Source organism: Mesorhizobium sp. ORS 3428, assembly GCF_001854785.1.
GTDB lineage: Bacteria > Pseudomonadota > Alphaproteobacteria > Rhizobiales > Rhizobiaceae > Mesorhizobium.
The window spans coordinates 436,261-461,363 of record NZ_MDFL01000126.1 but is presented as its reverse complement, the minus strand read 5'-3'; the positions used below and the strand labels follow the sequence as shown (position 1 = coordinate 461,363).

Annotated in this window: 22 protein-coding genes, 3 pseudogenes and 1 riboswitch; of the genes and pseudogenes, 17 read left to right on the top strand and 8 right to left on the bottom strand. The window is 64.2% G+C overall.

Going from position 1 to position 25,103, the window contains the following annotated elements; translation table 11 throughout:
- Positions 1–2: 2 nt before the first annotated feature.
- On the bottom strand, positions 3–1,469 hold the full coding sequence (locus tag ORS3428_RS20970) for an alpha-glucosidase/alpha-galactosidase (RefSeq protein ID WP_071100286.1): 1,467 nt from the start codon (positions 1,467–1,469) through the stop codon (positions 3–5).
- A gap of 250 nt (positions 1,470–1,719) precedes the next feature.
- On the opposite strand from ORS3428_RS20970, the gene ORS3428_RS20965 reads away from it, so the two are divergent.
- Positions 1,720–2,562: an AraC family transcriptional regulator gene (locus ORS3428_RS20965; RefSeq protein WP_108723111.1), complete on the top strand. Its 843-nt coding sequence runs from the start codon at positions 1,720–1,722 to the stop codon at positions 2,560–2,562.
- Positions 2,563–2,579: 17 nt separating this feature from the next.
- On the opposite strand, the gene ORS3428_RS20960 is transcribed toward ORS3428_RS20965, so the two are convergent.
- Together ORS3428_RS20960 and ORS3428_RS34065 are read right to left on the bottom strand one after the other, a co-directional pair.
- Positions 2,580–3,689, bottom strand: a complete 1,110-nt coding sequence (locus ORS3428_RS20960; RefSeq protein WP_071100285.1) for a glycoside hydrolase family 25 protein — start codon at positions 3,687–3,689, stop codon at positions 2,580–2,582.
- A gap of 110 nt (positions 3,690–3,799) precedes the next feature.
- Positions 3,800–4,052 (bottom strand): annotated as a pseudogene (locus ORS3428_RS34065) (hypothetical protein).
- A 265-nt stretch (positions 4,053–4,317) separates the two neighbouring features.
- Between ORS3428_RS34065 and ORS3428_RS20955 the strand changes: the two are divergent.
- Positions 4,318–6,087 carry an acyl-CoA dehydrogenase family protein gene (locus ORS3428_RS20955; RefSeq protein WP_071100161.1) on the top strand — a complete coding sequence of 590 codons (1,770 nt, stop codon included), beginning with the start codon at positions 4,318–4,320 and terminating at the stop codon, positions 6,085–6,087.
- Between the two features lie 27 nt (positions 6,088–6,114).
- Positions 6,115–6,867, top strand: coding sequence for a crotonase/enoyl-CoA hydratase family protein (locus ORS3428_RS20950; protein ID WP_071100160.1), 753 nt, complete (start codon positions 6,115–6,117; stop codon positions 6,865–6,867).
- Between the two features lie 51 nt (positions 6,868–6,918).
- Here ORS3428_RS20950 and ORS3428_RS20945 read toward each other — a convergent pair whose 3' ends face one another.
- The gene (locus tag ORS3428_RS20945; RefSeq protein WP_071100159.1) at positions 6,919–8,112 is read right to left on the bottom strand and encodes a phytanoyl-CoA dioxygenase family protein; all 1,194 of its coding nucleotides are present in this window, start codon (positions 8,110–8,112) and stop codon (positions 6,919–6,921) included.
- Between the two features lie 95 nt (positions 8,113–8,207).
- Here ORS3428_RS20945 and ORS3428_RS20940 point away from each other — a divergent pair.
- Positions 8,208–9,202, top strand: a pseudogene (locus ORS3428_RS20940) (LacI family DNA-binding transcriptional regulator).
- 17 nt (positions 9,203–9,219) lie between these two features.
- Here the strand turns inward: ORS3428_RS20940 and pdxH are convergent.
- A complete protein-coding gene (gene pdxH, locus ORS3428_RS20935; protein WP_071100158.1) occupies positions 9,220–9,837 on the bottom strand; it encodes a pyridoxamine 5'-phosphate oxidase in 618 nt (205 codons plus the stop codon).
- A 40-nt stretch (positions 9,838–9,877) separates the two neighbouring features.
- On the opposite strand from pdxH, the gene ORS3428_RS20930 reads away from it, so the two are divergent.
- The 4 genes and pseudogenes from ORS3428_RS20930 to ORS3428_RS20915 all read left to right on the top strand — a co-directional run bounded on the left by ORS3428_RS20930 (position 9,878) and on the right by ORS3428_RS20915 (position 13,048).
- The gene (locus ORS3428_RS20930) at positions 9,878–10,342 is read left to right on the top strand and encodes an RT0821/Lpp0805 family surface protein (RefSeq protein WP_071100157.1); all 465 of its coding nucleotides are present in this window, start codon (positions 9,878–9,880) and stop codon (positions 10,340–10,342) included.
- 111 nt (positions 10,343–10,453) lie between these two features.
- On the top strand, positions 10,454–11,383 hold the full coding sequence (locus ORS3428_RS20925; RefSeq protein WP_071100156.1) for a DnaJ C-terminal domain-containing protein: 930 nt from the start codon (positions 10,454–10,456) through the stop codon (positions 11,381–11,383).
- Between the two features lie 106 nt (positions 11,384–11,489).
- Entirely contained in the window at positions 11,490–12,308 is an 819-nt protein-coding gene (gene fabI, locus ORS3428_RS20920) for an enoyl-ACP reductase FabI (protein WP_071100155.1), read from the top strand.
- Positions 12,309–12,522: 214 nt separating this feature from the next.
- Positions 12,523–13,048: pseudogene (locus tag ORS3428_RS20915) on the top strand (histidine phosphatase family protein).
- Positions 13,049–13,198: 150 nt separating this feature from the next.
- Here the strand turns inward: ORS3428_RS20915 and ORS3428_RS20910 are convergent.
- On the bottom strand, positions 13,199–13,459 hold the full coding sequence (locus ORS3428_RS20910) for a DUF1344 domain-containing protein (RefSeq protein WP_071100154.1): 261 nt from the start codon (positions 13,457–13,459) through the stop codon (positions 13,199–13,201).
- Between the two features lie 287 nt (positions 13,460–13,746).
- Between ORS3428_RS20910 and aroC the strand changes: the two genes are divergently transcribed.
- Entirely contained in the window at positions 13,747–14,862 is a 1,116-nt protein-coding gene (gene aroC / locus ORS3428_RS20905) for a chorismate synthase (protein WP_071100284.1), read from the top strand.
- Between the two features lie 85 nt (positions 14,863–14,947).
- Positions 14,948–16,048 carry a 3,4-dihydroxy-2-butanone-4-phosphate synthase gene (ribB, locus tag ORS3428_RS20900; RefSeq protein WP_071100153.1) on the top strand — a complete coding sequence of 367 codons (1,101 nt, stop codon included), beginning with the start codon at positions 14,948–14,950 and terminating at the stop codon, positions 16,046–16,048.
- 77 nt (positions 16,049–16,125) lie between these two features.
- On the opposite strand, the gene ORS3428_RS20895 is transcribed toward ribB, so the two are convergent.
- Positions 16,126–17,343 (bottom strand): MFS transporter, encoded by a 1,218-nt coding sequence (locus ORS3428_RS20895; protein ID WP_071100152.1) that lies wholly within the window; start codon positions 17,341–17,343, stop codon positions 16,126–16,128.
- Positions 17,344–17,465: 122 nt separating this feature from the next.
- On the opposite strand from ORS3428_RS20895, the gene ORS3428_RS20890 reads away from it, so the two are divergent.
- The gene (locus ORS3428_RS20890) at positions 17,466–18,056 is read left to right on the top strand and encodes a TetR/AcrR family transcriptional regulator (protein WP_071100151.1); all 591 of its coding nucleotides are present in this window, start codon (positions 17,466–17,468) and stop codon (positions 18,054–18,056) included.
- A 374-nt stretch (positions 18,057–18,430) separates the two neighbouring features.
- Entirely contained in the window at positions 18,431–19,411 is a 981-nt protein-coding gene (locus tag ORS3428_RS20885; protein WP_071100150.1) for a hypothetical protein, read from the top strand.
- Here ORS3428_RS20885 and bluB read toward each other — a convergent pair whose 3' ends face one another.
- A complete protein-coding gene (gene bluB / locus ORS3428_RS20880; protein ID WP_071100149.1) occupies positions 19,412–20,149 on the bottom strand; it encodes a 5,6-dimethylbenzimidazole synthase in 738 nt (245 codons plus the stop codon).
- 39 nt (positions 20,150–20,188) lie between these two features.
- A riboswitch (cobalamin riboswitch) is annotated at positions 20,189–20,367 on the bottom strand.
- A gap of 114 nt (positions 20,368–20,481) precedes the next feature.
- Between bluB and ORS3428_RS20875 the strand changes: the two genes are divergently transcribed.
- From ORS3428_RS20875 to dxs, 5 genes are all read left to right on the top strand, one after another.
- Positions 20,482–21,408, top strand: a complete 927-nt coding sequence (locus ORS3428_RS20875; RefSeq protein WP_071100148.1) for a histone deacetylase family protein — start codon at positions 20,482–20,484, stop codon at positions 21,406–21,408.
- Between the two features lie 3 nt (positions 21,409–21,411).
- On the top strand, positions 21,412–21,663 hold the full coding sequence (locus tag ORS3428_RS20870; protein WP_071100147.1) for an exodeoxyribonuclease VII small subunit: 252 nt from the start codon (positions 21,412–21,414) through the stop codon (positions 21,661–21,663).
- 40 nt (positions 21,664–21,703) lie between these two features.
- Positions 21,704–21,970, top strand: coding sequence for a DUF2277 domain-containing protein (locus ORS3428_RS20865; protein ID WP_071100146.1), 267 nt, complete (start codon positions 21,704–21,706; stop codon positions 21,968–21,970).
- 9 nt (positions 21,971–21,979) lie between these two features.
- Positions 21,980–22,900, top strand: a complete 921-nt coding sequence (locus ORS3428_RS20860) for a pirin family protein (protein WP_071100145.1) — start codon at positions 21,980–21,982, stop codon at positions 22,898–22,900.
- 113 nt (positions 22,901–23,013) lie between these two features.
- The gene (gene dxs / locus ORS3428_RS20855; RefSeq protein ID WP_071100144.1) at positions 23,014–24,927 is read left to right on the top strand and encodes a 1-deoxy-D-xylulose-5-phosphate synthase; all 1,914 of its coding nucleotides are present in this window, start codon (positions 23,014–23,016) and stop codon (positions 24,925–24,927) included.
- Positions 24,928–25,103: the final 176 nt, after the last annotated feature.

The following is a 25,103-nucleotide window of genomic DNA, read 5'->3' as shown; positions in this document are numbered from 1 at the left end:
CTTCAGCCGGCCTGCTTCAGCGCCGCCTTCTCGGCGCGCAATTCCTCGATCGAGCGCACGCTGCGCCGTGCCGCCCCCGCCCATTCGCGGGTCTTGACCTTCGATTTCGCAAGCCGCTCTTTTGCCGCCGGAACGGCACGCGCATATTGCGGCAGCCAGGCGGCCTGGGCGACAACCATCTCGTCCACCATTTGCCAGACTTCCTCCGGCGTCGAAACCGCGCCGACCAGTGGATCGTGCAGCACGGCGAGTTTCAGGAGATCGATGTCGCCAGCGATCGCGGCATGCACAGACATGCGCTGGACGTTGATCGAGGACATGCAGGTGGCCGCACATGCCTCCGGCAATGTGATGCCGGCCGCCATGTTGATGCCGAAGCGGTCGACGAAGCCGGGCGACTCGATGATGGCATCTTGCGGCAGATTGGTGATCACGCCGTTGTTCTTGACGTTGAAATGGCCGCGATAGACACGGTTGGTCTCCAGCGCTTCGAGGATGTGGCTGGCATGCTCGTTGGATCGCCTGACCGGGTCGATCGGCTTCGACGCCGCTTCGAGGAACTGCGGATATTCCGTCTCGAACCAGTTGCGGGTCTCGGTCGAGTAGCGGAGGTAGYCGCCCGTCTCGCCATGGATCCAGTCCGACATGTCGATCCAGCGCGTGATCTCGTCCGGGCGCTTGCGGTACCAGGGCAGATATTCGGAGAGATGCCCGTTGCTCTCGGTCGAATAGACGCCGAAGCGCTTCAGCACGTCGATTCTCAGCTTTTCCTGCTTCGAATAGACCGGATGCGCCTCGAAGGCGGCGACCAGTTCGTCCTTGCCGATCTGGCGGCCGTTCAGCCTCAGCTCGATGAACCAGGTCTGGTGGTTGATGCCGGAACAGACATAGTCGAGTTCCTTGGGCGATTTCGCGCCGAGCACCTCGGCGATCTGCTCGGCGCCGTGCTGGACGCCGTGGCAGAGACCGAACGTGTCGACCTTCCCATATTCGATCGCGGCCCAGGTGTTCATCGCCATCGGGTTGGCATAGTTCAGGAATTTCGCGCCGGTCGCGGCGACCTCGCGGATATCCTTGCAGAAGTCGAGGATCACCGGGATGTTGCGCTGGCCGTAGAGGATGCCGCCGGCGCAGATCGTGTCGCCGACACACTGGTCGATGCCATATTTCAGCGGGATGCGGATGTCGTCSGCATAGGCTTCGAGGCCGCCGACGCGCACGCAGCTGATGATATAGCGCGCGCCCTCGAGCGCCTTGCGGCGGTCGGTCGTCGCCGTCACCTTGGTCGGCAGCCTGTTCGCCTCGACGACCCTGTCGAGGATCGCCTTAATCATCCCGAGATTATGCTCGCTGATGTCAGTCAGCGCGAATTCGATGTCCTTGAACTCTGGAACGCACAGGATGTCGGTGAACAGCTTCTTGGTGAATCCGACGCTGCCGGCACCTATAATAGCGATTTTGAAGCTCATCACCTTCACCTCGATCCAATCGAATGTTAGGCAAAGGAGCAGCAAGGGAGGACATGGCCGCACGCCAGCCGGCATGCACGCCATCCGAGCCGGAAATCCGGCTCTTTCTCCTCCCGCCCGCTCCTCGACCGCGGGTCTTTCCCGTTCTTGAGGAGCCCGATTATGCGCTTATTCGGGGGCGCGGCCAGAGAAGGATTATGCTTTCGAGGGTAATTTTGTGCTGCGGGACCTGATAGCGAACGGAAGGCTGATGCGTACGATCTCGCTGCCGCGCGGCCGCCAGCGTCTGCATGCCATGCCGACCAGCACCGGCTACGAGGTGCGTGAGGACGAGGTCTACGACTGGGACGGGCGCAAGCGCGGCCAGACGCCGTTTACCGTTCTTCAGCACACGATCAGCGGTACCGGCCAGTTGCGCTACGAGAGCCGCAACTATCGCCTGCAGGCGAACGACACGCTGCTGGTGCTGGTCCCGCACAACCATCGCTATTGGCTCGCCAAGGGAGACCGCTGGGAATATTTCTGGATATCGATGAATGGCGAGGAGGCGCTGCGCATCCACAAGTCGATCCTGAGCGTCTCAGGGCCGGTGTTCCGGCTGCAGGCGGCGACCATCGATCATCTCGCCGATTGCAGTCTGCGCCTGATCAAGGGGGCGGCTTCGCCAGGCGCTGCCTCGGCGATTGCCTATGAGGCGGCGATGGCGCTTTACGACGATATCTTCGGCTCGCACGCCTTCGCCGAAAAGCAGAGCGCCATGCAGCCGGTCATCGATCACATCAACGCCAATCTCGACAAGCCCTTGCCGGTGGCGGAGCTGGTTGAAATCAGCGGTCTTAGCCGCGCGCATTTCTCGCGTTGCTTCGCCGAAAGCGAAGGGTTGCCGCCCGCCGAGTTCGTCCTCCAGCAAAGGCTCCAGCGCGCGGCGAAGCTGCTGACGAAAGCCGACTTCCTGCCGGTCAAGGAGGTCGCCGTCATGTGCGGCTTCGATGATCCGAACTACTTCTCAAAGGTCTTCCGTCGGTGCTACGGCATCACCCCGACGCAGTTTCGCACCACCGGCATGTACGCCAGCCTGGGCAACCATCGTTGACGGGATTGTTGGAATGATCAGCGGCGGTTTCGGTCGAGCGTCGTCGATGCGGTGCTGAGCGGATCGGCGGCGGCGAAGGCGGYGTCGAGCTGTTCGGGCGTGCGCCTCCCGGACCGCTTCCAGGCGACATATTGCACGATGCCGAAGCTCGGCCGCTGCGGCACGGTCTTCACCACGGGCATGCGGAAGCCGTTGCGGAATTTGTCCCACCGTGCGCCGAGCACCGCGACGAGTTCCTCGAAGGTCGGCGGCGTCGCGACATCGGCATAGGTGATGGTGACCTTCCCCGCCAATGCGGCTTGGCGCGGGATCGGCACCGGGATCGAGGCGAGGTAGTCGGACGGGACGTCCAGCAATCCGCCGAAGGCCCATTGCCGGCGCAATTCGCTGGCGTTCATCGGCGCGACGCTGACATCGATGTCGTTCGGCGTGCCGGGCACGCGATAGGGGCAGCTGAAGCGGCCGCAATTGGCCTGCGACGAGAATTGCCAGAGCGCGTAGCCCTGCCAGTTGCCCATCGGGAAATGCACGTCGATATCCGGCTTGTAGCGTGCATACCAGAGCGGCAGCCTGGACAGCAGCCGGTAGGTGTAGCGGTTGTCGGCGATGTACTGGGCGGTCTYGCCGTTGGTGTAGAGCACCGGGAAACGGCCGACGCGTCGATGCACCTGGCGCACGAATTCTTCCGCGTCTTCCAGCGACATCCATTGCGTCGGGTCATTGCCCTCGAGGTCGAGGGCAATGAGATCGTCCGGCGCGGGCTCGGCGAAATCGATGAAATTGTTGGCCTRCTCGACCGGATTGCCGGGGCGGGCGAGATGATAGGCGCCCCATTTCAGGCCGAGCGCCTTGGCCACCACCTTGCGCGTCTGGAAAAGCTCGCGCGTCACCGCATGCCGCTTCCACAGCGCCTTGCACAGCTTCACATCGGTCTCGCTGCCGAAGCAGAAGTAAGGCGGCGGCAGCCCGTCGGATGCCTTGTTGATGAAGCCGACGATGCGCTTGTCAGTGGCAAGCTGCGCCCAGTCGATGGAGTTGTATTCGTAGGCGTCGATTACCAGCGCGCGGTCGGCATTCTTCCACGGCTCGGAGAAATCCGAGGCCTTTGCCGCCGTGCCCAGCACCATCGCCGCCGCGAACAGTGCCAGGCGGCGAAGAGGGCGCGCCGGCTTTTTCAATCAGGGTGTCCCCACTGACCAGGGGACGATCCTGAACCGCTATGGTTAAGGAAGTGCTTTCAAGCCCGTGGGACGCTCAGCGCCGGAACAGCGTCCTGCACCTCGAACGGGTCGGGCGCCGGCTCCTGCGGCAGTGTGCCCTCGGCAGCGCTTGCGATGGTGCGCGAGCGAGCACTGCGGCGAGCACAACAGGCCGCGATCCGTCCAGTAGGCCGGGCCGCTTTCGAGCTTGCCATGATGGTACCAAAAGCCCGCGGCCCGGTAGGGAAGGCCGCATTCGATGCAACGATAGGCGTCAGGTCTGGCAAGTATGAAAAAATCTCGGCTCAGCTTGTCTCCGGTTGCCACCGGCAAATCCAACGAGCCGAATGTAATTCTTGTCGCAGAAGTTCGAGAGGCAATAGCAGCCTTGAAAGTTGGCCCCGTGGATGACGACGTCCGTGAGTTGCTGCAAAATCCGCGTGACAATGTTTGACGTTTACGTAAAAAGAAACTGACGAGGACGGACCCAAGGCCGGGTGGTTTCGCCGCGGCTGAGGTCCTACGATCGGACAGCCGGAATGGAGGAGCAGGAAACATGTATCGCGCACCGGTCGAGGATATTGCCTTCACGCTGAAGCATGTGGCCGGGCTGAAGCCCGCGCTGGAGGCCGGCATCTTCGGCGATCTCGGCGAGGATCTGGTCGACGCGATCCTGGCCGAGGCCGGCCGCTTCGCCGGCGAGGAGGTAGCGCCGCTCTACAAGATCGGCGACGAGCATGGCGCGGTGTTGACGGATGCTTGCGTCACCACGCCGCCCGGCTGGAAGGAGCTTTACCGGCGCTGGATCGACGGCGGCTGGAACGCGCTGTCCGGTCCAGAGGAATTCGGCGGCCAGCGCCTGCCCACGATGCTCTCCGTCGCCGCGCTCGAAATGTGGAACTCGGCCGCCATGGCCTTCGGCATCGGCCCGACCCTCACCATGGGCGCGGTGGAAGCTCTCGAAAAGCACGCATCCGAGGCGCTCAAGGCCAAATATCTGGCAAAACTCGTGTCGGGCGAGTGGATGGGCACGATGAACCTGACCGAGCCGCAGGCGGGTTCCGACCTCAACGCGCTACGCACCCGCGCCGAGCCCGCCGGCGACGGCACCTACCGCATCTTCGGCCAGAAGATTTTCATCACCTATGGCGAGCACGATTTCACCGACAACATCGTGCATATGGTGCTGGCAAGGCTGCCCGACGCGCCGCCCGGCACGCGCGGCATCTCGCTGTTCCTGGTGCCGAAATTCCTGGTCAATGACGATGGTTCGCTCGGCGCCCGCAACGACGTCTTCTGTTCAGGCCTCGAGCACAAGCTCGGCATCCATGCCTCGCCGACCTGTACCATGATCTATGGCGACGGTTTTCAAGGCATGACCCCCGGCGCCGTCGGCTGGCTGGTCGGCGAGGAAAACAAAGGCCTCGCCTGCATGTTCACGATGATGAATAACGCCCGCCTTGCCGTCGGCATGCAGGGCGTGGCAGTGGCCGAGACGGCGACGCAGAAGGCGATCGCCTATGCCAATGAGCGTCGCCAGGGCAAGGCGTCGGACTATTCAGGGGCCGGCATGGCGCCGATCGTCCATCACCCGGACGTGCAGCGCAATCTTTTGACCATGCGGGCGCTGACCCAGATCGCGCGCGCCATCAGCTATTCCTGCGCGCACGCCATCGACCGCGCGCGCGTCGCCGAAGGCGAGGCCGCCGCCAATTGGCGCGACCGCGCCAATCTGTTGACGCCGCTGGCGAAAGCCTTCTCGACCGATGTCGGCGTCGAGGTCGCGTCGCTGGGCATCCAGGTGCATGGCGGCATGGGCTTCATCGAGGAGACGGGCGCGGCAGCGCTTTATCGCGATGCCCGCATCGCGCCGATCTATGAAGGCACCAACGGCATCCAGGCGATCGACCTTGTCTCGCGAAAACTGCCGCTGGGCGGTGGCGACCATGTGCACAGATACATCGCCGAATTGAAGGCGGTGGYCGATGCGGTGCGCATCTCCAATGTCGAAGATTTCGGCCGCACCGCCGATGGCCTCGACCGGGCGCTGGACGACCTCACCGAGGCAACGCGCTTCCTGCAGACGCTGATGGTCCACGGCCGGGCCGATGCCGCGATGGGCGGCGCCACGCCCTATCTGCGCCTGATATCCCTCGCCGCCGGCGGCGCCTATCTGGCGCAAGGGGGGCTTGCCGATCATGGCCGCATCGCCCTTTGCCGCTTCTTTGCCGAAAACCTGCTAGGCGAAACGCGCGCCCTGAGGGAACGCGTCATTGATGGCGCCGACAGCCTCGCCGCCGCCGGCAAGGCGCTGATATCGGCCTGAACGCCCCGACATTCGAAGGAACCGACCGTGACCGACCATATCCTGATCGAGCGCCAGGGCGCCGTGCAGATCATCCGCATGAACCGGCCGGACAAGAAGAACGCGCTGACGCGCGCCATGTACGCCAAAATGTCGGCCGCTCTGGCAGAGGGTGACGCCGATCCGGCGATTCGCGTCCACGTCTTTCTCGGCGTGCCCGGCGCCTTTTCTGCCGGCAACGACCTCGCCGACTTCCTCGTCGTCGCCACCGGCGGCGAGGGCGGCAACGAAGTCTGGGATTTCCTGATGGCGCTGGCCAAGGTGGAGAAGCCGATGCTGTCGGGCGTCGACGGCATCGCCGTCGGCATCGGCACCACGCTCAATCTGCATTGCGACCTGACCTTTGCCACACCGCGCACGCTCTTCCGCACGCCCTTCGTCGACCTTGGCCTCGTGCCGGAAGCCGGCTCGAGCCTGCTGGCGCCGCAGATCCTCGGCCGCCAGGGCGCTTTCGCGCTACTCGGCCTCGGCGAAGGACTTTCGGCTGAGYGCGCCAAGGCAGCCGGCCTGATCTACGACGTCGTAGCGGAAGATGCGCTCGAAGGCGCGGTGCTGGCCGCGGCCGCTGAGATCGCCRCCAAGCCGCCGCAGGCGCTGAAGATCGCCCGCGACCTGATGCGCGGCTCCCGCGAGGAACTCATCGCCCGCATCGAGGTGGAGAGCGAGCATTTCCGCGAGCGGCTGAAGTCTGATGAGGCGCGCGCCGCGCTGACGGCCTTCATGACGCGTAAGAAGGGATAGACTAGAAGCCTGCGGGCGAGGGTGCCCCGCCGCAGCAGGCGCCGGCCGAAATCACGTCAGCTTCTTAACGGCCTGTTCGTCCAGCGCCTTGCCGAAAGCCTCCGGTGTCCAGCCGGCATCGAGCGCGCGATGGAACAGCGCCTGCTGCGTTTCCGGCGCCAGCCCGCCGATCGGTGGATCGCGATCGAGATTGGTCGGGAAGGAATAGCCTTCGGCGGTCGAGGCGATCGCGTTCGCGGCCGAAGCTTTCGAGATCGCGCCYGCGGCCAGCATCCTCTGGATCGCCGGGTAGAGCGTGCTGCTCATCCTCGTGCGGTCGACACTTTCCATCGCCCGGCCATAGGCTGACGAGACCTGCAGCAGATTGGCCATGCGGCGGATGTCGGCGGATCGGTTGTTGCCGGCGGCATGGAACAGGGCCGGATTGAAGAAGGCCGCGTCGCCCTTCTCCAGCGCAAGCTGCACATGATGTTTGGCGAAATATGCCCTGAACTCCGGCAGGCCTGTGGCGAGGTAGCCCGGCAGATAGGCTTGCGAATAGGGGAGATAGAGCGTGGGGCCGCTCTCCAGCGGCATGTCGCAATGGGCGACGGCTCCCTGCAGCGTCAGCACCGGCGAAATGCTGTGTACATGCACGGGATAGCGCTCGATGATTTCGGGCGTTTGAAAGCCCAGATGATAGTCGCGATGCGCCGATTGCGCCGCGCCGCCGGGGTTCACGGAGTTGATCTGCGACGTCATCTGATAGGCCGGACCGTGCCAGGCTTCCGAGATGAGCGCGATGATGTCGTTGCCGTAATAGGCGGCGAAGGCTTCGGGGTCGCGCAGGCAGAATTTTTCGAGCGCATTCCAGATGCGGTCATTGGCGCCCGGCTTGGCGAAATGGTCGCCGCCACCGGTGCCGGTCGCATGCTGCTCGGCGATCATCTCGTTGAACAGCCTTGTTGCGATGTCGACCGGCGCCGTATCGGCAAACGCCTTCTTGAAAGCCACGACGCCCGGCCCTCCGGTCAGCGCCTCGACCCATTCCGCCAGCAGTGCCTTTCGCGTTTCAGGATCGGTCGCCGCCTCGCGGACTGCGTCGCCGTCATAGATCAGCACGTTCTTTTCGACGCTCGCGGCGAACGGGTAATCGGCAGGATTGGTCGTTTGCCCGACGATCGCCCGGAAACCCTCGATGTCGCACTGAGCTTTCGTCAGCCAGACCCGCTCGGACCTGATCTTGGCTAGGTTGTCGGCCTTCATGACGCATCCTCCTGTTGCCGTCGTGGTTCTCGCTGCTGTATACCGCAATCTGGGGTGCTCGTTGCCTCTGAAACACCTCAAAAACACCTCAGAAGATGTCCCGCCCTTTTCTCCTCAAGGATATCGCCCTCCAGGCTGGGCTCAGTCTCGCGACCGTCGATCAACGAAAGGCCGGGCGTTCGCGAGCACACCATCCGCCGCGTCAGGCAGGCCATCGGCGAACTCGAAAAGCAGCGCGACCAGATCGGCCTTTCCGGCCGCAAATTCGTCCTTGATGTCGTCATGGAGGCTCCGTCGCGCTTCAGCGAGGCGGTTCGTCAGGGCTTGGAACAGGCGATGCCGTCGCTGCAGCCGGTGATATTTCGTGCCCGGTATCATTTCGCGGAGACGCGCGGAGTAGGCGATACGGTGGCGATCATCGAAGCGCTGCAGCGCCGCGGCAGCAACGGCGTGTTCCTCAAGGCTCCCGATGTCGCGGAGGTGAGGGGCGCGACCGCACGGCTCGTCGGCGCCGGGGTTCCCGTCGTCACTTTGGTGACGGACCTTCCCGACACCGGACGGCAGGCCTATGTCGGAGTGGACAACCGGGCGGCGGGCGAGACTGCGGCCTATCTTCTCGGCGAATGGCTCGGCGACGGTCCGGCACGCATTCTCGTGACCATCAGCAGCAACCGTTTCCGCGGCGAGGAAGAGCGCGAGATGGGCTTCAGGCAAGCGCTTCGCGAACGCTATCCCGCGCTTGRCATCGTCGAGGTCAGCGAAGGCCATGGCCTCGACCGCAACACCGGTATGCTCGCGCGGGCGGCCTTGCGGGAGCATGCCGACATTGCCGGYGTTTATTCGATCGGAGGCGRCAACCGGGCGGTCGTCGATGCTTTCGCCTCGCTCGGCCGACGCCGACAATCTCGAACTCCTGCGCGCCGGCCGCATCAGCGCCGTGCTGCATCACGATCTTGGCCAGGACATGCGAAACGCATGCCTGCACATCATGCGCGCCCACGGATTGCTGCCGAAATCGCCTGTCTCCGGCATGGCCAACATCCAGGTCATCACCCCTTTCAACCTGCCGCAGACGGCGGCAGGGCTGTAAGGCAGCGCCGCGTTGCCTCAGGGATAGAGCCGCGTCTTGTCCCAGCCGCCCTCGGCGTTGCGTGAAAAGACAACGCGGTCATRCAGCCGGAACGGCCTGTCGTGCCAGAACTCGATCGTCTGCGGCAGGATGCGGAAGCCCGACCAGTATTTCGGCCGCGGGATGTCGCCGATCGCGTAGCGCGCGGTGTACTCCGCCACCGCCTTCTCCAGCGCGAAGCGGCTTTCGAGCGGCCGCGACTGCTTCGAGGCCCAGGCGCCGATGCGGCTRCCGCGCGGCCGCGTCGCGTAATAGGCGTCGGCCTCGGCGTCGCTGACGATCTCCACCGGCCCGCGCACGCGCACCTGGCGGCGCAGCGATTTCCAGTGGAAGCACATCGCTGCCTTCATGCTGCCAAGAATCTCGCGGCCCTTGGCGCTCTCGAAATTCGTGTAAAAGACAAATCCCTTTTCGTCGAACCCCTTGAGTAGCACCATTCGCACATCCGGCATGCCGTCGACGTCGACCGTCGCCAGCGCCACGCCGTTGGGGTCGTTGATCTCGCTCTTGGTGGCGTCCTCCAGCCACGCGGCAAAGAGCCGGAACGGCTCTGCCGCCTCTGTGAAGTCACCGCTTGTTAACTCAGTTTCGTTCATAGCTTTCCAAATTTTTAACGTTGCGGGAGGAGTTCGCCGATTGTCGCGTATCGCGCAAGCTTTTGACAGCGGGCAATGGAGCGTCATCGCTTCGGCCAGCGCCAAGGCTGCGTTGCTGACATTGGTGCTCCCGATTGCCGCCTGCGGCGCCGGCGGCYTCAGCCTCGAGAAAGCGGCGGTCGACCGCTCGATCATAACCTCCAGCACCCCGTCCTCGCCAGCCGTGCCTGCGCCCAGCGACAAGGACTCCGACCAGACCACCATCGGCAATGCGGTCTCTTCCGCCGACATCCAGGAACTCGCCGGCCAGGCCGTGCCATGGGCCAATGCCGGCACCGGCTCGCGCGGCTCGATCACCGAATTGGTGGAGCTTAACGATGGCGGCCTGAACTGCCGTCGCTTCACCGCCACGCGCGAGAGTTTCGACGGCGTTGCCTTGTACAAGGGCGAGCTCTGCATGGCCGGCGCCGGCGGCTGGCGCATGCAGGAATTCAAGGCGCTCTGATCTGTTTCGGGGCGCCCCGTTTTTCGGTCGCCGATCGCTTTCGCGCTACTGGAATTTCTTCCTATGCAGGCGCATATAGGGGGCGACCATCTTCTCTTACAGGCAGGAAGCATGCGCGACCCCTATGAGGTGCTGGGCGTTGCCAGAAACGCATCGGCCAAGGAAATAAAATCGGCGTACCGCAAGCTCGCCAAGCAGCATCATCCGGACCAGAATCCGAATGATCCGAAGGCGAAGGAGCGTTTTGCCGCCGCCAACCAGGCTTACGAGATCGTCGGCGACGAGAAGACGCGCGCCGCCTACGATCGCGGYGAGATCGATGCCGACGGCAAGCCGAGGTTCCAGGGCTTTGAGGGCGCGGCCGGCGGCGATCCGTTCGCCGGGTTCCGCCGCCAGCAAGGCCCCGGCGGGGCGCATTTCGAATTCCGCACGGGACGTCCGGGCGGCGATCCGTTCGACGGCAACAGCGACATCTTCAGCCAGATCTTCGGCGATGCCTTTTCGGGTATGCGCGGCGCGGGCAGAGGTGGCGATCGCCGCCAGCCGATGCAGGCGCCTGACCTGAACGTCACGCTGGACATCACAGTCGAGGAGGCGGCCACCGCGGAGAAGGTGACGGCGATGTTCCCCGATGGCCGCAAGATGGYGGTCAAGCTTCCGGCCTATGTCGAGGACGGCCAGACCATTCGGCTGAAGGGTCAGGGCGAGCAGGGGCCGGGCCAGCCGGGCGACGCGCTGGTCAAGATCCACATCCGCCGCCATCCCCGCTACCGCATCGAGGGGCGCGACCTGCATGTCGACCTGCCGGTCGATCTGGCCGACGCGGTGCTCGGCGCCAAGGTGGCGGTCGAGACGCCGACCGGCAAGCTCGCCGTCAACGTTCCGGCATGGTCGAGCTCGGACAAGGTGCTACGCCTGAAGGGCAGGGGTTTGCCGGAAAAAGCCGGCGGCCACGGCGACCTCTATGCCCATGTCCGGCTGATGCTGCCTGAAGGCGGAGACGCCGGTCTCGAAGCGTTGTTGCGGCACCAGAAGGGCTGATTGAGAGAGTTTTCTCCCGCGGACAGTCCGCTTTCAACGCTTGAAGGGGCTCTGTGCCTGTGCGATAGGGCTCCACAAAGCTGACATTCTTGCGGAGAACGCGCACATGGCGGGTGTACAGGGCCTGATGGCCGGTAAGCGGGGCCTTATTCTCGGCGTCGCGAACAATCGGTCGATCGCTTTCGGTATCGCCAAGGCCTGCGTCGATCACGGCGCCGAAATCGCGCTGACCTATCAGGGCGAAGCCTTCAAGAAGCGGGTCGAACCGCTGGCGGCGGAGCTCGGTGCGCACATCGCCGGCCATTGCGACGTCACCGATCCGGCCAGTCTCGACGCCGTTTTTGCCGACATTGCCAAGCACTGGGGCAAGCTCGACTTCCTTGTCCACGCCATCGCCTTCTCCGACAAGGACGAGCTGACCGGCCGCTATGTCGAGACGACGCGCGACAATTTCCTGCGCACCATGGACATTTCGGTGTTTTCCTTCACCACCATCGCCAAGCGCGCCGAGCCGCTGATGGCCGAAGGYGGCTCGCTGCTGACGCTGACCTATTACGGCGCCGAAAAGGTGATGCCGCACTACAACGTCATGGGCGTTGYCAAGGCGGCCCTCGAAGCCAGCGTGCGCTATCTCGCCGTCGACCTCGGCGCCAAGAAGATCCGCGTCAACGCGATTTCGGCCGGCCCGATCAAGACGCTCGCCGCCTCCGGCATCGGCGACTTCCGCTATATTCTGAAGTGGAATGAATACAACGCGCCGCTGAAGCAGACGGTGACGCAGGAAGAGGTTGGCGATTCCGGCGTCTACTTCCTGTCGGACCTGTCGCGCGGCGTGACCGGCGAGGTCCACCACGTCGATTCCGGCTACCACGTCGTCGGCATGAAGGCGGTCGACGCGCCGGACATCTCGACCGTCAAGGACTAGTTCTCTCTCCGTCTACCCTCCGTCGAAAGCAATTCCAGGAAAAGCGCGTAACGGTTTCCGTCCGGAATTGCCAAAAACAAACAGTTGGAGCAGTTGRGCGATCCTACCGAACGCTGCACTGCTCGAGCCCCAGGCCCGACCTCCGGAAGACCTGATGTATCCGCTCGTCTACATCGCGCGTCATGGCCAGACGGAATGGAACGCCGAGCATCGCTTGCAAGGCCAGGCCGATACCGACATGAACGCGACCGGCCGCGAGCAGGCGCGCCGCAACGGCCGCCGGCTGGCCGAATTCATCGGCAATCCCGCTGATTTCGACTTCGTCGCCAGCCCGATGCGGCGCGCGCGAGACCATGGAGTTGATGCGCACCGCGATGGGGCTCGACCCGCTCGCTTACCGCACCGATCCGCGCCTGGTGGAGATGAGCTTTGGCGACTGGCAGGGTTTCACCTTTGCCGAGCTCGAGGCCAGGCTTCCCGGCTCGACCGACGGACGTCGACACGCCAAATGGGATTTCCAGCCGCCCGGCGATGGCGCGGAAAGCTACGAAATGCTGCTCGAACGGGTAAAGCCATGGTTCGACGCGCTTCGTGGGCAGACGGTCTGCGTCACCCATGGCGGCGTCATGCGCTGCCTGTTCCGCATCGTCGAAGGGATGTCGAAGAAGGAAGCGGCGAGCCTCGAGATCCCGCAGGACCGCCTGCTCCGGCTGGAAGGCCGGAGCCTGAAGTGGCTGTGAAGCAGACGACTCAACCTCGTCATCCTAGGGTCTGAGCGCGTCGCTCCGCTCCTTGCTTCGCCCTAGAATGATTGAGCTTTCGGCGTTCCGGCAAATTTCTTAAGTGGTCCTTACCGGCGCACCGCGTTGGCAAAGACCTCGCGGCGTAGATTAATTCTGGTCGCTGTCCGGCAACTGCATGTCAGTCACGACGTTCTCGCCGTTGGTCACGTCATAGGCGATTACGATGTCCATGCCGGGCTTGAGCGCATCGAGATCGGTTTCGGCGTTGAGCTTGTAGGACTTTCCGTCGTCGAGCGTCAGCGTCAGCGTTTCCTTGTCGACCTTCTTGATCAGCCCTTCGGTCTGGCCGGCGAACGCGGCGGTGGAAATCAGCAGCATGGCGCCAACAGCGCCAATCAGGGTACGCATCGTCGTCCTCTTTGGTCATTACGCCGGCTGCTCAGCAGCGGATCTCAATGGCGGATGGAAGAGAGCAGAAACCAACCGAATGTGTCAAAACTAAATCCGCCAGATCACAGTTTGATGCACCCGAACACCGTTTGACCGCTGTGGAAAACGCCAATAGAAGGCAGCCTACAGCGCCGCGCATCCTCTTGGGTGCGCAAGGACGCTGTAGGATTTTTGATTTGCGCGTGATCCTTTCTGATGTCGGGGTCATGCGTCAGCCGGCTGCGCTGCCGGGCAGGGCGTTTTCGATGTCTCACAACACATTCGGCCATCTGTTCCGCGTCACCACCTGGGGCGAAAGCCATGGGCCGGCGCTCGGCTGCGTGGTGGACGGYTGCCCGCCCGGCATCCGCTTCAAGCGCGAGGATATCCAGGCCGAGCTCGACAGGCGTCGCCCCGGCCAGTCGCGCTTCGTCACGCAGCGCCGCGAGCCGGACGAGGTGAAGATTCTCTCGGGCTTCATCCTCGACGAGGACGGCGAGACGATGATCACCACCGGGACGCCGGTTTCGATGCTGATCGAGAATGTCGACCAGCGCTCGAAAGACTATGGCGAGATCGCCCGCCAGTACCGGCCGGGGCACGCCGACTACACTTACGACGTCAAATACGGCCTGCGCGACCATCGCGGCGGCGGCCGCTCCTCGGCGCGCGAGACGGCGGCAAGGGTCGCGGCGGGCGCTCTTGCCCGCAAGGTGGTGCCGGGCATGGTGGTGCGCGGCGCGCTGGTCTCGATGGGCGAGAAATCCATCGATCGCGCCAACTGGAACTGGAATTTCGTCGGCGATGCCGAAAACCCGTTCTTCACCCCCGATCCGGCCTCGGTCCCCGTCTTTGCCGCCTATCTCGACGGCATCCGCAAGGCCGGCTCCTCGGTCGGCGCGGTGATCGAGATCGTTGCTGAAGGTGTGCCGGCGGGCCTCGGCGCGCCGATCTACGGCAAGCTCGACCAGGACATCGCTTCGGGCCTGATGTCGATCAACGCCGTCAAGGGCGTCGAGATCGGCAACGGCTTCGAGGCCGCCCGCATCACCGGCGAGCAGAACGCCGACGAGATGCGCATCGGTAATGACGGCAAGCCGGTATTCCTGTCCAACCATGCCGGCGGCATCCTGGGCGGCATCTCGACCGGCCAGGCGATCGTCRCCCGCTTCGCCGTCAAGCCGACCTCTTCGATCCTCACGCCGCGCAAGTCCATCGACAAGGACGGCAAGGACGTCGAGGTCATGACGAAGGGCCGGCACGATCCGTGCGTCGGCATCCGCGCCGTGCCGATCGGCGAGGCCATGGTTGCCTGCGCGATCGCCGACCATTATCTGCGGCATAGAGGACAGACAGGAAAGGCAGTAGGCAGTAGGGAATAGGCAGTAGCGGACGCGGCCCAGCCTGGCACCACCTTTTCTTTCCCTACTGCCTAATCCCTATTCCCTGCGAGCAAAGCGAGCGCCCATGTCATACGACCAGAAGAAGATCGTCGAAGCGATCCGCGCTTTTGAGCGCGGCGAGATCGTCGTCGTCATGGACGATGACGGGCGCGAGAATGAGGGCGACCTGATCGTCGCCGCCGTTCATTGCACGCCGGAAAAGATGGCCTTCATCGTCCGCAACACCTCCGGCATCGTCTGCACGCCGATGCTGCGCGAGGATGCGAGGCGGCTGAACCTTGCGCCGATGGTGGCCGACAATGATTCCGCCCACACCACCGCCTTCACCGTAAGCGTCGACTTCAAGCACGGCACTACGACCGGCATTTCCGCCGACGACCGCACGCTCACCGTGCGCAACCTTGCCAACGGCAATGTCGGCCCGTCCGATTTCGTGCGCCCCGGCCATATCTTTCCGCTGATCGCGCGCGAGGGCGGCGTGCTGATGCGCTCAGGCCATACCGAGGCCGCGGTCGATCTCTGCAAGCTCGCCGGCCTGCCGCCGGTGGGCGTCATTTCCGAGCTGGTCAACGATGACGGCACCGTCAAGCGCGGGCCGGAGGTTCAGGCTTTCGCCGAAGAACATGGCCTGAAGCAGGTCTCGGTCGCCGACCTCATAGCCTACCGGCAGCGCAAGGAAACCCTGGTCGAGCGCGTCGCCTGTTCCGACATCGAGACGCCCGGCGGCAAAGCACAGGTCTTCACCTACACGCTGCCCTGGGATTCCATGCATCACGTCGCGGTCGTCTTCGGCGACATCCGCGACGGCGAGGAGGTGCCGGTGCGCTTGCATTCCGAGGATGTGGTGAGCGACGTCTTCGGCACCGGCCACCGCCTGGAGGGCATCATGAAGGCGATGGGCGAGCGCAAGCGCGGCGTCATCGTCTATCTGCGCGAGGGCTCGGTCGGCGTCGCCCATCAGGAGCGCAGGCGCCCCGCCAGCGGCGAGCGCGAGGACCATGAGGAAGCGCGCCGCCGCGAGAGCGAGTGGCGCGAGATCGGTCTCGGCGCCCAGATCCTCAGGGATCTCGGCATTTCCTCGATCAACCTGATCGCCTCGCGCGAGCGCCACTATGTCGGCCTCGAAGGTTTCGGCATTCATATCGCCAAGACCGAGATTCTTTAGGCCACGGGCGGAGCACGGGGGCCTCGGCTAACTCCCAACCTCTGCAATGATCATCGGATGGCTGTACGTTCGTACCATCACTCAGCCGGGATCACTTCGCCCCTATCCACATCGCAGCCTTCCRCCGCCAGCCGGCATTGACCGACGAGCACGGTGGTCAAAGCGATCGCGCCTGCCGCGACGGACACCCAGAACCCATTTTGCGGGCCGAAGCTGTCGACCATCCCGCCGGCGGCGAAGGAGCCCAGCRCCATGCCGATGCCGATCCCGGTCGTCACCCAGGTGACGCCTTCCGTCAGCATGGCAGCCGGCACGTGGCGCTCGATCAGGCCGAAGGCGGTGATGAAGGTCGGCGAGATCGCGACGCCGCTGATGAAGACCGCAATTGCCAGCGTCAGCACCGTGTCGGCAAAGAGCAGCGGCAGCGTGGTGAGCGCGATGACGGTGACGGCGACAGCCAGTTGCCGCTGCAGCGGCGCCTTCAGGCTGAGCGCGCCGACGATAATGCCGAGCACGAACGACCCGAGCGCATAGACGCCGATGACGAGGCTCGCCGACTCGGGCTGGCCGAGTTGCTTGGTGATCGCGACGGTTGTGACTTCGGTGGTCGCGAAGGTCGCGCCGACGAAGACCAGGGCGAAGGTGATGATCTGCACCGGCCTGAGACGGATCGCCGAGCTGGCCGTGCCATGCTCCGCCGGCCGCACCGGCGGTTCCGTCGAGCGCTGCAGCAGGAATGCCGCCGAGCCGAAGGCGAGCAGCAACGTGCTCACCACCGTGCCTGCTTCCGGAAACAGCGCGGCGCTCAGGCCGACCGACAGCGAGGCGCCGGCGACATAGACCAGCTCGTCCGCCGCCGATTCGAAGGCAAAGGCCGTGTTGAGCTCGGGGCGATTGCGAAAAATCTCGGTCCAGCGCGCCCGCACCAGGGCCGGAATGCTGGGCATGGCCGCGGCAAACAGCGCGGAAAGGAACAAGGTCCATACGGGCCAGTGCTGATTGGCCGCCGCGATCAACGCCGCGAAGGAAAGCACCGAGACAAGCGTCGCCGGTACGGCAACCCGGGTCTGGCCGAGCCGGTCGACCAGTCGCGAGACCTGCGGCGACAGGAAGGCGTTGACCAGCGCATAGGTCGCTGAGACAGCACCGGCCAGCCAGTATTCGCCATGCGTCTGCGACAGCATCGCCACGATGCCGATCGGCGCCATGGCGATCGGCAGCCGCGCGACGAAGRCAGCTGCGGCAAAGCCCTTCGTGCCGGGAGCCCGAAAGATTTCCGAATAGGGGTTTCGCATGGTCCTACTCCTCGACAAGGGAAGGCGCCGCAATTACATACGCAGCGTATGAGTGTGCAGATAATTCATACGTCGCGTATGTCAATTGGCATACGTTGCGTATGTGAATAGGGCCAGAGGCCATGCATCGACCCCGCAAGGAGATGATCGCGGAGACGCGCGCCAAGCTGATCGCGGCTGCGCGCCATGCCTTTGGCACCATCGGCTATGCGGAAGCTTCGATGGACGATTTCACCGCTTCGGCGGGTCTGACGCGCGGCGCGCTCTACCACCATTTCGGCGACAAGAAGGGGTTGCTGYAGGCTGTGATCGCCGAGATCGACGGCGAGATGGCTGCCCGGGTGAACGAAGTGGCCTCGCGGGCTCCCACCCGCTGGCAGCATTTCGTCGATGAATGCACCACCTATATCGAGATGGCGCTGGAGCCGGAGATCCAGCGCATCATGTTCCGCGACGGCCCAGCCGTGCTCGGCGATCCGGCGCAATGGCCGAACGCCAATGCCTGCATCGCTTCGATGACCGATCACCTGACCAGGCTGCAGCAAGACGGCGTCGTCGTTCCCGACCTCGACCCCGAGACCGCCGCGCGGCTGATCAACGGCGCCAGCAGCCAGGCCTCTCAGCACATCGCCAATTCCAGGGATCCCGAAGCGACGTCGAAKAAGGTGGTGGCGGCATTCAAGCAACTGCTCGAAGGGTTGAAAAACGGGTAGCCCTAGCTCTCCGACATGTGTTCCCAGGCAACTATTTAGGTCGGCTCTGCCCCTCAGCCTTACCCTCTCTCCGATGAAGGACGGGGAGAGGGGGCGCMAGCGCCGGATCGTTTCCCTTCCCCCCTCGTTCACGGGGAGAAGGTGCCGGCAGGCGGATGAGGGGCGGCATCGGCTTAAACAATTGTCCCCCGCTCAAAATCGCTTCGACATTGACTTTGGCCGGCGTGAGCGCATCCTCTCCGGCCATTCTCTTACAGCGCCGCGCGTTCTTCGAACGCGCAAAGGACGCTGTAACACTTTTGATGTTGCGCATGATCCTGTCCGAAAATCGGCTCCGATTTTCGGGGTCATGCGCAGGGCGGGGAGTCGGGGCCATGTGGGACTTCAGCATCGGCCGGTCGGTGTCCATCATGATGCGGACATGGCCGTTCATCGTCTTTCGCATGATCGTCTATTTCGGCATCACGGTGGCCTACATCATAGCGACCGGCACCGGCGCCAGCGTCGGCTACGGTGTCGGTCACATCTCGACCGATCCGGACGGGCCGATGTCGTTTGCCTTATGGGGCGGGGTTGTCGGCTTCGGCGTCGTCTCGATCGCCGTCTACTGGATCCGCGAATACATCCTCTATGTGCTCAAGGCCGGCCACATCGCGGTCATGGTCCATCTGATCGATGGTCATGATGTTCCTGACGGCCAGGGCCAGATCGCCTATGCGAAGGAAGTGGTCACCCGGCGCTTCGCCGAGGCCAACATCCTTTTCGTCGTCGACCAGCTGGTCAAGGGCGCCATCCGCGCCATCACCGGCCTGATCGGCGGCATCGCCGCATTCCTGCCCATACCTGGCTTGAGCGGCATCGTCAGCTTCATCAACACGGTCATTCGCCTGTCGCTGACCTATGTCGACGAGATCATCCTCGGCTACAACATCCGCATCAATTCGAGCTCGCCTTTCGAGACCGCCAGGCAAGGCGTCGTGCTCTACGCGCAGAACGGCAAGCACATGGTCAAGAATGCCGTCTGGTTGGCGGTGATCATGTGGGGTGTGTCCTTCGTCATCTTCCTTTTGATGCTCGCGCCCGCCGGCGCGATCCTCTGGGTCATGCCGGGGCAGCTTGCCGGCTGGGCCTTCGTTCTGGCTATCGTCTTTGCCTGGGCCTTCAAGGCGGCCTTCATCGAGCCCTTCGCCATCGCGTCGCTGATGCAGGTCTATTTCGACACCATCGAAGGCCAGGTTCCGAACCCCGAATGGGACCAGCGGCTGGCCGAGGYCTCTTCGAAGTTCAGGGAGCTCCGCGACAAGGCGCTCGGCTCCTTCGGCGGCTCGCGCTGGGACGCGCCGAGGGCGGCCTGATCACGGCTTAGGTTGTTCCGCACTACCAAGGCGGGCGATCGCCGATTTGAGCGGCACCTCGCCGGCGCCGCAAAAGGTCTCGCTCATCACCAGGTCGGAGAGCGGCAGGCGCTTGCCCCACCCATGCGCTTCGAGGTCCGGCCGCGGCGCGAATTGCGAGACGCGGCCGACGCAGAGATAGGCGATCGGCGTCACATGCTCGGGGATCGCGAGCAGCCGTTTCAGCGCCTCGGTCTCGATGATGCTCACCCAGCCGACCCCCACACCCTCGGCGCGCGCCGCCAGCCAGAAATTCTGCACCGCGCAGACGGTGCTGTAGAGGTCCATTTCCGGATTGTGCCAGCGCCCGAGCGGCGAGTTCTTTGAACGCTGCCGGTCGCAGGTGATGCAGAGGTTGAGCGCGCTTTCGCAGATGCCTTCGAGCTTCAGCTTGCGGTAGAGGGCCTGGCGCTCCGCCTCGATCGCCGGCAGTTCCTGCTCGCGCGCGGCCAGAAACAGGTCGCGTACCTGCCGCCGCCTTGTGGCATCGCGGATAACGATGAAGTTCCATGGCTGCATATAGCCGACCGACGGCGCGTGATGGGCGGCCGTCAGCAGYCGCGCCAGCACGCAATCGTCGAGATCGTCGGAAACGAAATGGCTGCGCACATCACGCCGGGTGAACATCGCCCGGTAGACGGCGTCGCGTGCCAATTGGTCAAAGTCATCGCCGCCTGCGGCGGCCGCTCGTGCCTGCATCGCTTGTCCCCTTGCGATAGTCCTCCACCTGACCAAGCGGACGACCATGTCTGCCGGGCCGGTCTTCTGGCTCGGGATCAACCCGCTCCGGCGCCTTCCCGTCTTGGACAGTGGCTTTTGCCGGCGCGGTCCCCCTCACAGCGTTGGGCACGCCACGGAATTCAACCGTGTTCCCGATTCTCCCGCGTGTTGCGGGCACCAGGCAGCGATACGACCTTATCGTGGAGCAGAGGCCGCGCCAATGCCGCCAGCGACATGGCAGGGCGCGATTTCCCCAGCCATTCGGCGCTCAAACATGGTCATCCGGGCTGCGGGCGCCTAGATTAGGCGCCATGACCACCCGTCTCTACACCCATCCGGTATTCCTGGAACACCTCACGCCGCCCGGCCACCCCGAGCGGCCCGACCGTCTGCGCGCCATCGAGCGCGTGCTGGATGACGAGGCCTTTTCGGCCCTCGACCGCGTCCAGGCACCGGAAGGCGACGAGAGGGCTATCCTTTATGCGCATCCGGAAGACTTCATCGCCCGCGTTCGCGCCGCGATTCCCGAGACTGGCATCGTCTCGATCGATGCCGACACCAGCGCCAGCCCGAAAAGCTGGCAGGCCGCGGTAACGGCGATCGGCGCCGCCAATRCCGCCGTCGACGATGTCTTCGAAGGCCGCGCCGCCAACGCGTTTGTTGCCGCGCGCCCGCCCGGCCACCACGCCGAAAAGACGACCGCAATGGGCTTTTGCCTGTTCAACACCGCGGCGATCGCAGCCCGCCATGCGCAGAAGCGGCATCAGGCCGAGCGCGTTGCCATCGTTGACTGGGACGTTCACCACGGCAACGGCACGCAGGACATTTTTTGGGACGATCCCTCGGTGCTCTACTGCTCGACCCACCAGATGCCGCTTTATCCGGGCACTGGAGCCAAGAGCGAAACCGGCGTCGGTAACATCGTCAATGCGCCGCTTGCGCCGCGCACCGGCAGCGAAGCATTTCGCGACGCCTTCCTGTCGCGCGTGCTGCCGTCGCTCGACGCTTTCGCGCCCGACCTGATTATCATTTCCGCCGGTTTCGATGCGCACCATCGCGATCCGCTCGCCGAGATCAACCTGACCGAGGATGATTTCGATTGGGCGACCGGCCAGCTGATGGAGCGCGCCGGGCGCCACAGCGGCAACCGGCTCGTCAGCCTGCTCGAGGGTGGCTACGATCTGCAGRGACTGGCATTTTCGGTCGCCGCCCATGTCGGGCGGCTGATGAAGGGATAGGATATGGCTGGCGAAGGCAATGAGGACGTCAAGGCGATGAGCTTCGAACAGGCGCTCGACGCGCTGGAGAAGATCGTCGATGATCTGGAGCGCGGCGACGTCCCGCTTGACCAGTCGATCAAGATCTACGAGCGCGGCGAGGCGCTGAAAGCCCACTGCGACCGGCTGCTCAAGGCCGCCGAGGACAAGGTGGAGAAGATAAGGCYGTCCCGCGACGGCAAGCCGGTGGGAAYGGAGCCGCTCGACGGCGAATAGATCGGGAGGGGCGGGGAGGAGAAAGGCAAGGAGTTCAAGCATGTGCCGAAACATCAAGACCCTGTTCAACTTCGATCCGCCGGCGACCGACGACGAGGTCCATGACGCGGCACTGCAGTTCGTGCGCAAGCTGAGCGGCTCGACCAAGCCCTCCAAGCGCAACGAGCATGCCTTCAACCACGCCGTCGAGGCGATTGCCGCGGCCGCGCGCGAGCTCATCGATTCGCTTGAAACCACCCAGYATCCCCGCAGTCGCGAGGAGGAGGCCGCCAAGGCGAAAGCCCGGGCCGCGCTCCGCTTCGCCTGAGGCCGTCGCATGAGCTTCTTTCCAGGCAATGATCCTGAGGCCGGCGACGCCTTCGCCTGCGACCAGATCGAATTGATGGTCATCCCCAACGCCAAGGATATCGGCGGTTTCGAGGTTCGCCGCGCCTTGCCGACGGCGAAGCGCCGGCTGGTCGGTCCATTCATCTTCTTCGACCGCATGGGACCGGCCATCCTGCGCGCCGGCCATGCGATCGATGTGCGCCCGCATCCGCATATCGGGCTGTCCACCGTCACCTATCTGTTCGACGGCAAGATCAGGCATCGCGATTCGCTCGGCACCGAAATGGTGATCGCCCCCGGCGACGTAAACCTGATGACCGCAGGCCGCGGCATCGTCCACTCCGAGCGTACGCCGCAAGAGCTGCGTGGCGCTCCGATGTCGATTTCCGGCCTGCAGACCTGGCTGGCTTTGCCGGACGGCAAGGAGGAGATTGCGCCGATCTTCGCGAACACGTCGGTGATGCAGCTGCCCAGGATCGACGCCGAAGGCGTTAGCGGCCGCGTCGTGATCGGCGAATTTTCCGGGCTGCGCTCGCCGGTCGCGACCGCAACGGAGACGCTTTATGCCGACCTGCGGCTGGCCGCGGGCGCCAGTGTCAAAATCCCCGCCGACGCCGAGGAACGAGCCATCTACACGCTGGAAGGCGAGGTATCGATTGCGGGCGACCGCTTCCCGGCCGAGCGGCTTCTGGTCTTCAAACCGGGCGACGAGATAGTCGTTTCGTCCGAGCGGGGAGCGCATTTCATGCTGTTCGGCGGCGCCTCGCTCGGCTCCAGGCGCTATATCTGGTGGAATTTCGTCTCGTCGTCGAAGGAACGCATCGAACAGGCAAAGGAAGAATGGAAGACAGGCCGCTTCGACATCGTTCCTGGCGATGAGGAAGAATTCATTCCGCTTCCGGAAGGTTGAACCGCGTCACTGACACGCATTTACATTCGTACTCCGGCAGCCTATCTCCCGCATATAATGGCGCGTATTCGTGAAGGTTAGCGCAAGGTTAAGTTTCAGCAGGCTGCTCAAGAGTGAACCCAAAGCCCGACACGCCGCTCCTCGACAAGGTCCGCATCCCCGCGGATTTGCGGGCGCTTGACGAGAGCGAGCTGCCGCAGCTCGCGACGGAACTGCGCGCCGAGCTGATCGATGCCGTTTCCTACACGGGCGGCCATCTCGGCGCCGGTCTCGGTGTCGTCGAGCTGACGGTTGCGCTGCATTATGTGTTCAACACGCCGGAAGACCGGCTGATCTGGGATGTCGGCCACCAGGCCTATCCGCACAAGATCCTGACTGGCCGCCGCGACCGCATACGCACGCTTCGCCAGGAAGGCGGTTTGTCCGGTTTCACCCGCCGCAGCGAGAGCGAATACGACCCCTTCGGCGCCGCGCACTCCTCGACCTCGATTTCCGCCGGCCTCGGCATGGCCATGGGCCGGGACCTTTCTGGCGCCCGCAACAACGTCATTGCCGTCATCGGCGATGGCGCGATGTCCGCCGGCATGGCCTATGAGGCGATGAACAATGCCGGCGCGCTGGATGCCCGCCTGATCGTGATCCTCAATGACAACGACATGTCGATCGCGCCGCCGACAGGCGCTATGAGCGCCTATCTGGCGAGGCTCGCTTCCGGCAAGGCCTATCTTGGCCTGCGCGATTTCGGCAAGAAGCTGACATCCTATCTCGGCAAGCGCGCCGACCGCGCCATCACCCGCGCCGTGGAGCACGCGCGCGGCTACGTCACCGGCGGCACGCTGTTCGAGGAGATGGGCTTCTATCACATCGGTCCGATCGACGGACACAATCTGGAGCACCTGATCCCGGTGCTGAAGAATGTGCGCGACAATGCCGACGGCCCGGTGCTGATCCATGTCGTGACCCAGAAGGGCAAGGGCTACGCGCCGGCCGAAGCCGCCGCCGACAAATATCACGGCGTCAACAAGTTCGACGTCATCACCGGCGCGCAGGCCAAGGCGCCGGCGAACGCGCCGAGCTATACCAAGGTCTTTGCCGAAAGCCTGATTCAGGAGGCGCGGGAGGACGACCGCATCGTGGCCATCACCGCCGCCATGCCGAGCGGCACCGGTCTCGACCTGTTCGGCGAGGCGTTTCCGGCAAGGACCTTCGATGTCGGCATTGCCGAGCAGCATGCGGTGACCTTCGCCGCCGGCCTCGCCACCGAAGGCTACAAGCCCTTCGCCGCCATCTATTCGACCTTCCTGCAGCGCGCCTACGACCAGGTCGTGCATGACGTCGCGATCCAGAAGCTGCCGGTGCGCTTCCCGATCGACCGCGCCGGCTTCGTCGGCGCCGACGGCGCCACCCATTGCGGCGCCTTCGACACGACCTTCCTGACGACATTGCCCGGTTTCGTCGTCATGGCCGCGGCGGACGAGGCGGAATTGCGCCACATGGTGCGCACTGCCGCCCAGTACGATGACGGCCCGATCTCCTTCCGCTACCCGCGCGGCAACGGCATCGGCGTCGAGATGCCTGAGCGCGGCTCGGTGCTCGAAATCGGCAAGGGCCGCATCTTGAAGGAAGGCACCAAGGTGGCGCTTCTTTCCTTCGGAACGCGGTTGCAGGACTGCCTGCTGGCGGCAGAGGAACTCGGCGCCGCAGGCCTTTCCACCACTGTTGCCGACGCCCGCTTCGCCAAACCGCTGGACGAGGATCTGATCCGTCGCCTCGCTCGCTCGCACGAGGTTCTGGTGACGGTGGAGGAGGGCGCGATCGGCGGCTTCGCCAGCCAGGTGCTGCATTTCCTCGCCCATGAAGGCTTGCTGGAAAGCGGCCTCAAAGTGCGGCCGCTGGTGCTGCCGGACGAGTTTGTCGACYACGCCAAGCCCGAGAAGATGTATGCCGACGCGGGTCTCGATTCGGCCGGCATCRTTCGCACGGTTTTCGCCGCGCTTGGCCACGGCATCCAGGCGCAGCGCGCCTGAACTGAAATCTGAACCTGCTGAATCGCTTTGCCGGCTTCCGGCTGCAACTGTTTGTCAACGCTCCACTTTGGCGGTTCGCTCGCCCTATCTTTTGGGTGTTGCCTGACGCCGCAGCGGCCGCGCCCATTTCGGTTGAGCCTCCACCTACAGGCTTGATGTCGGCGATTGGGCGCCGC

Excerpts from the sequence above, each read along its gene's own strand:
- ORS3428_RS20910 (WP_071100154.1), bottom strand. The coding sequence starts at position 13,459 with ATGCGTACCCTGATTGGCGCTGTTGGCGCCATGCTGCTGATTTCCACC.
- ORS3428_RS20965 (WP_108723111.1), top strand. The coding sequence starts at position 1,720 with ATGCGTACGATCTCGCTGCCGCGCGGCCGCCAGCGTCTGCATGCCATG.
- ribB (WP_071100153.1), top strand. The coding sequence starts at position 14,948 with ATGTCATACGACCAGAAGAAGATCGTCGAAGCGATCCGCGCTTTTGAG.
- ORS3428_RS20860 (WP_071100145.1), top strand. The coding sequence starts at position 21,980 with ATGAGCTTCTTTCCAGGCAATGATCCTGAGGCCGGCGACGCCTTCGCC.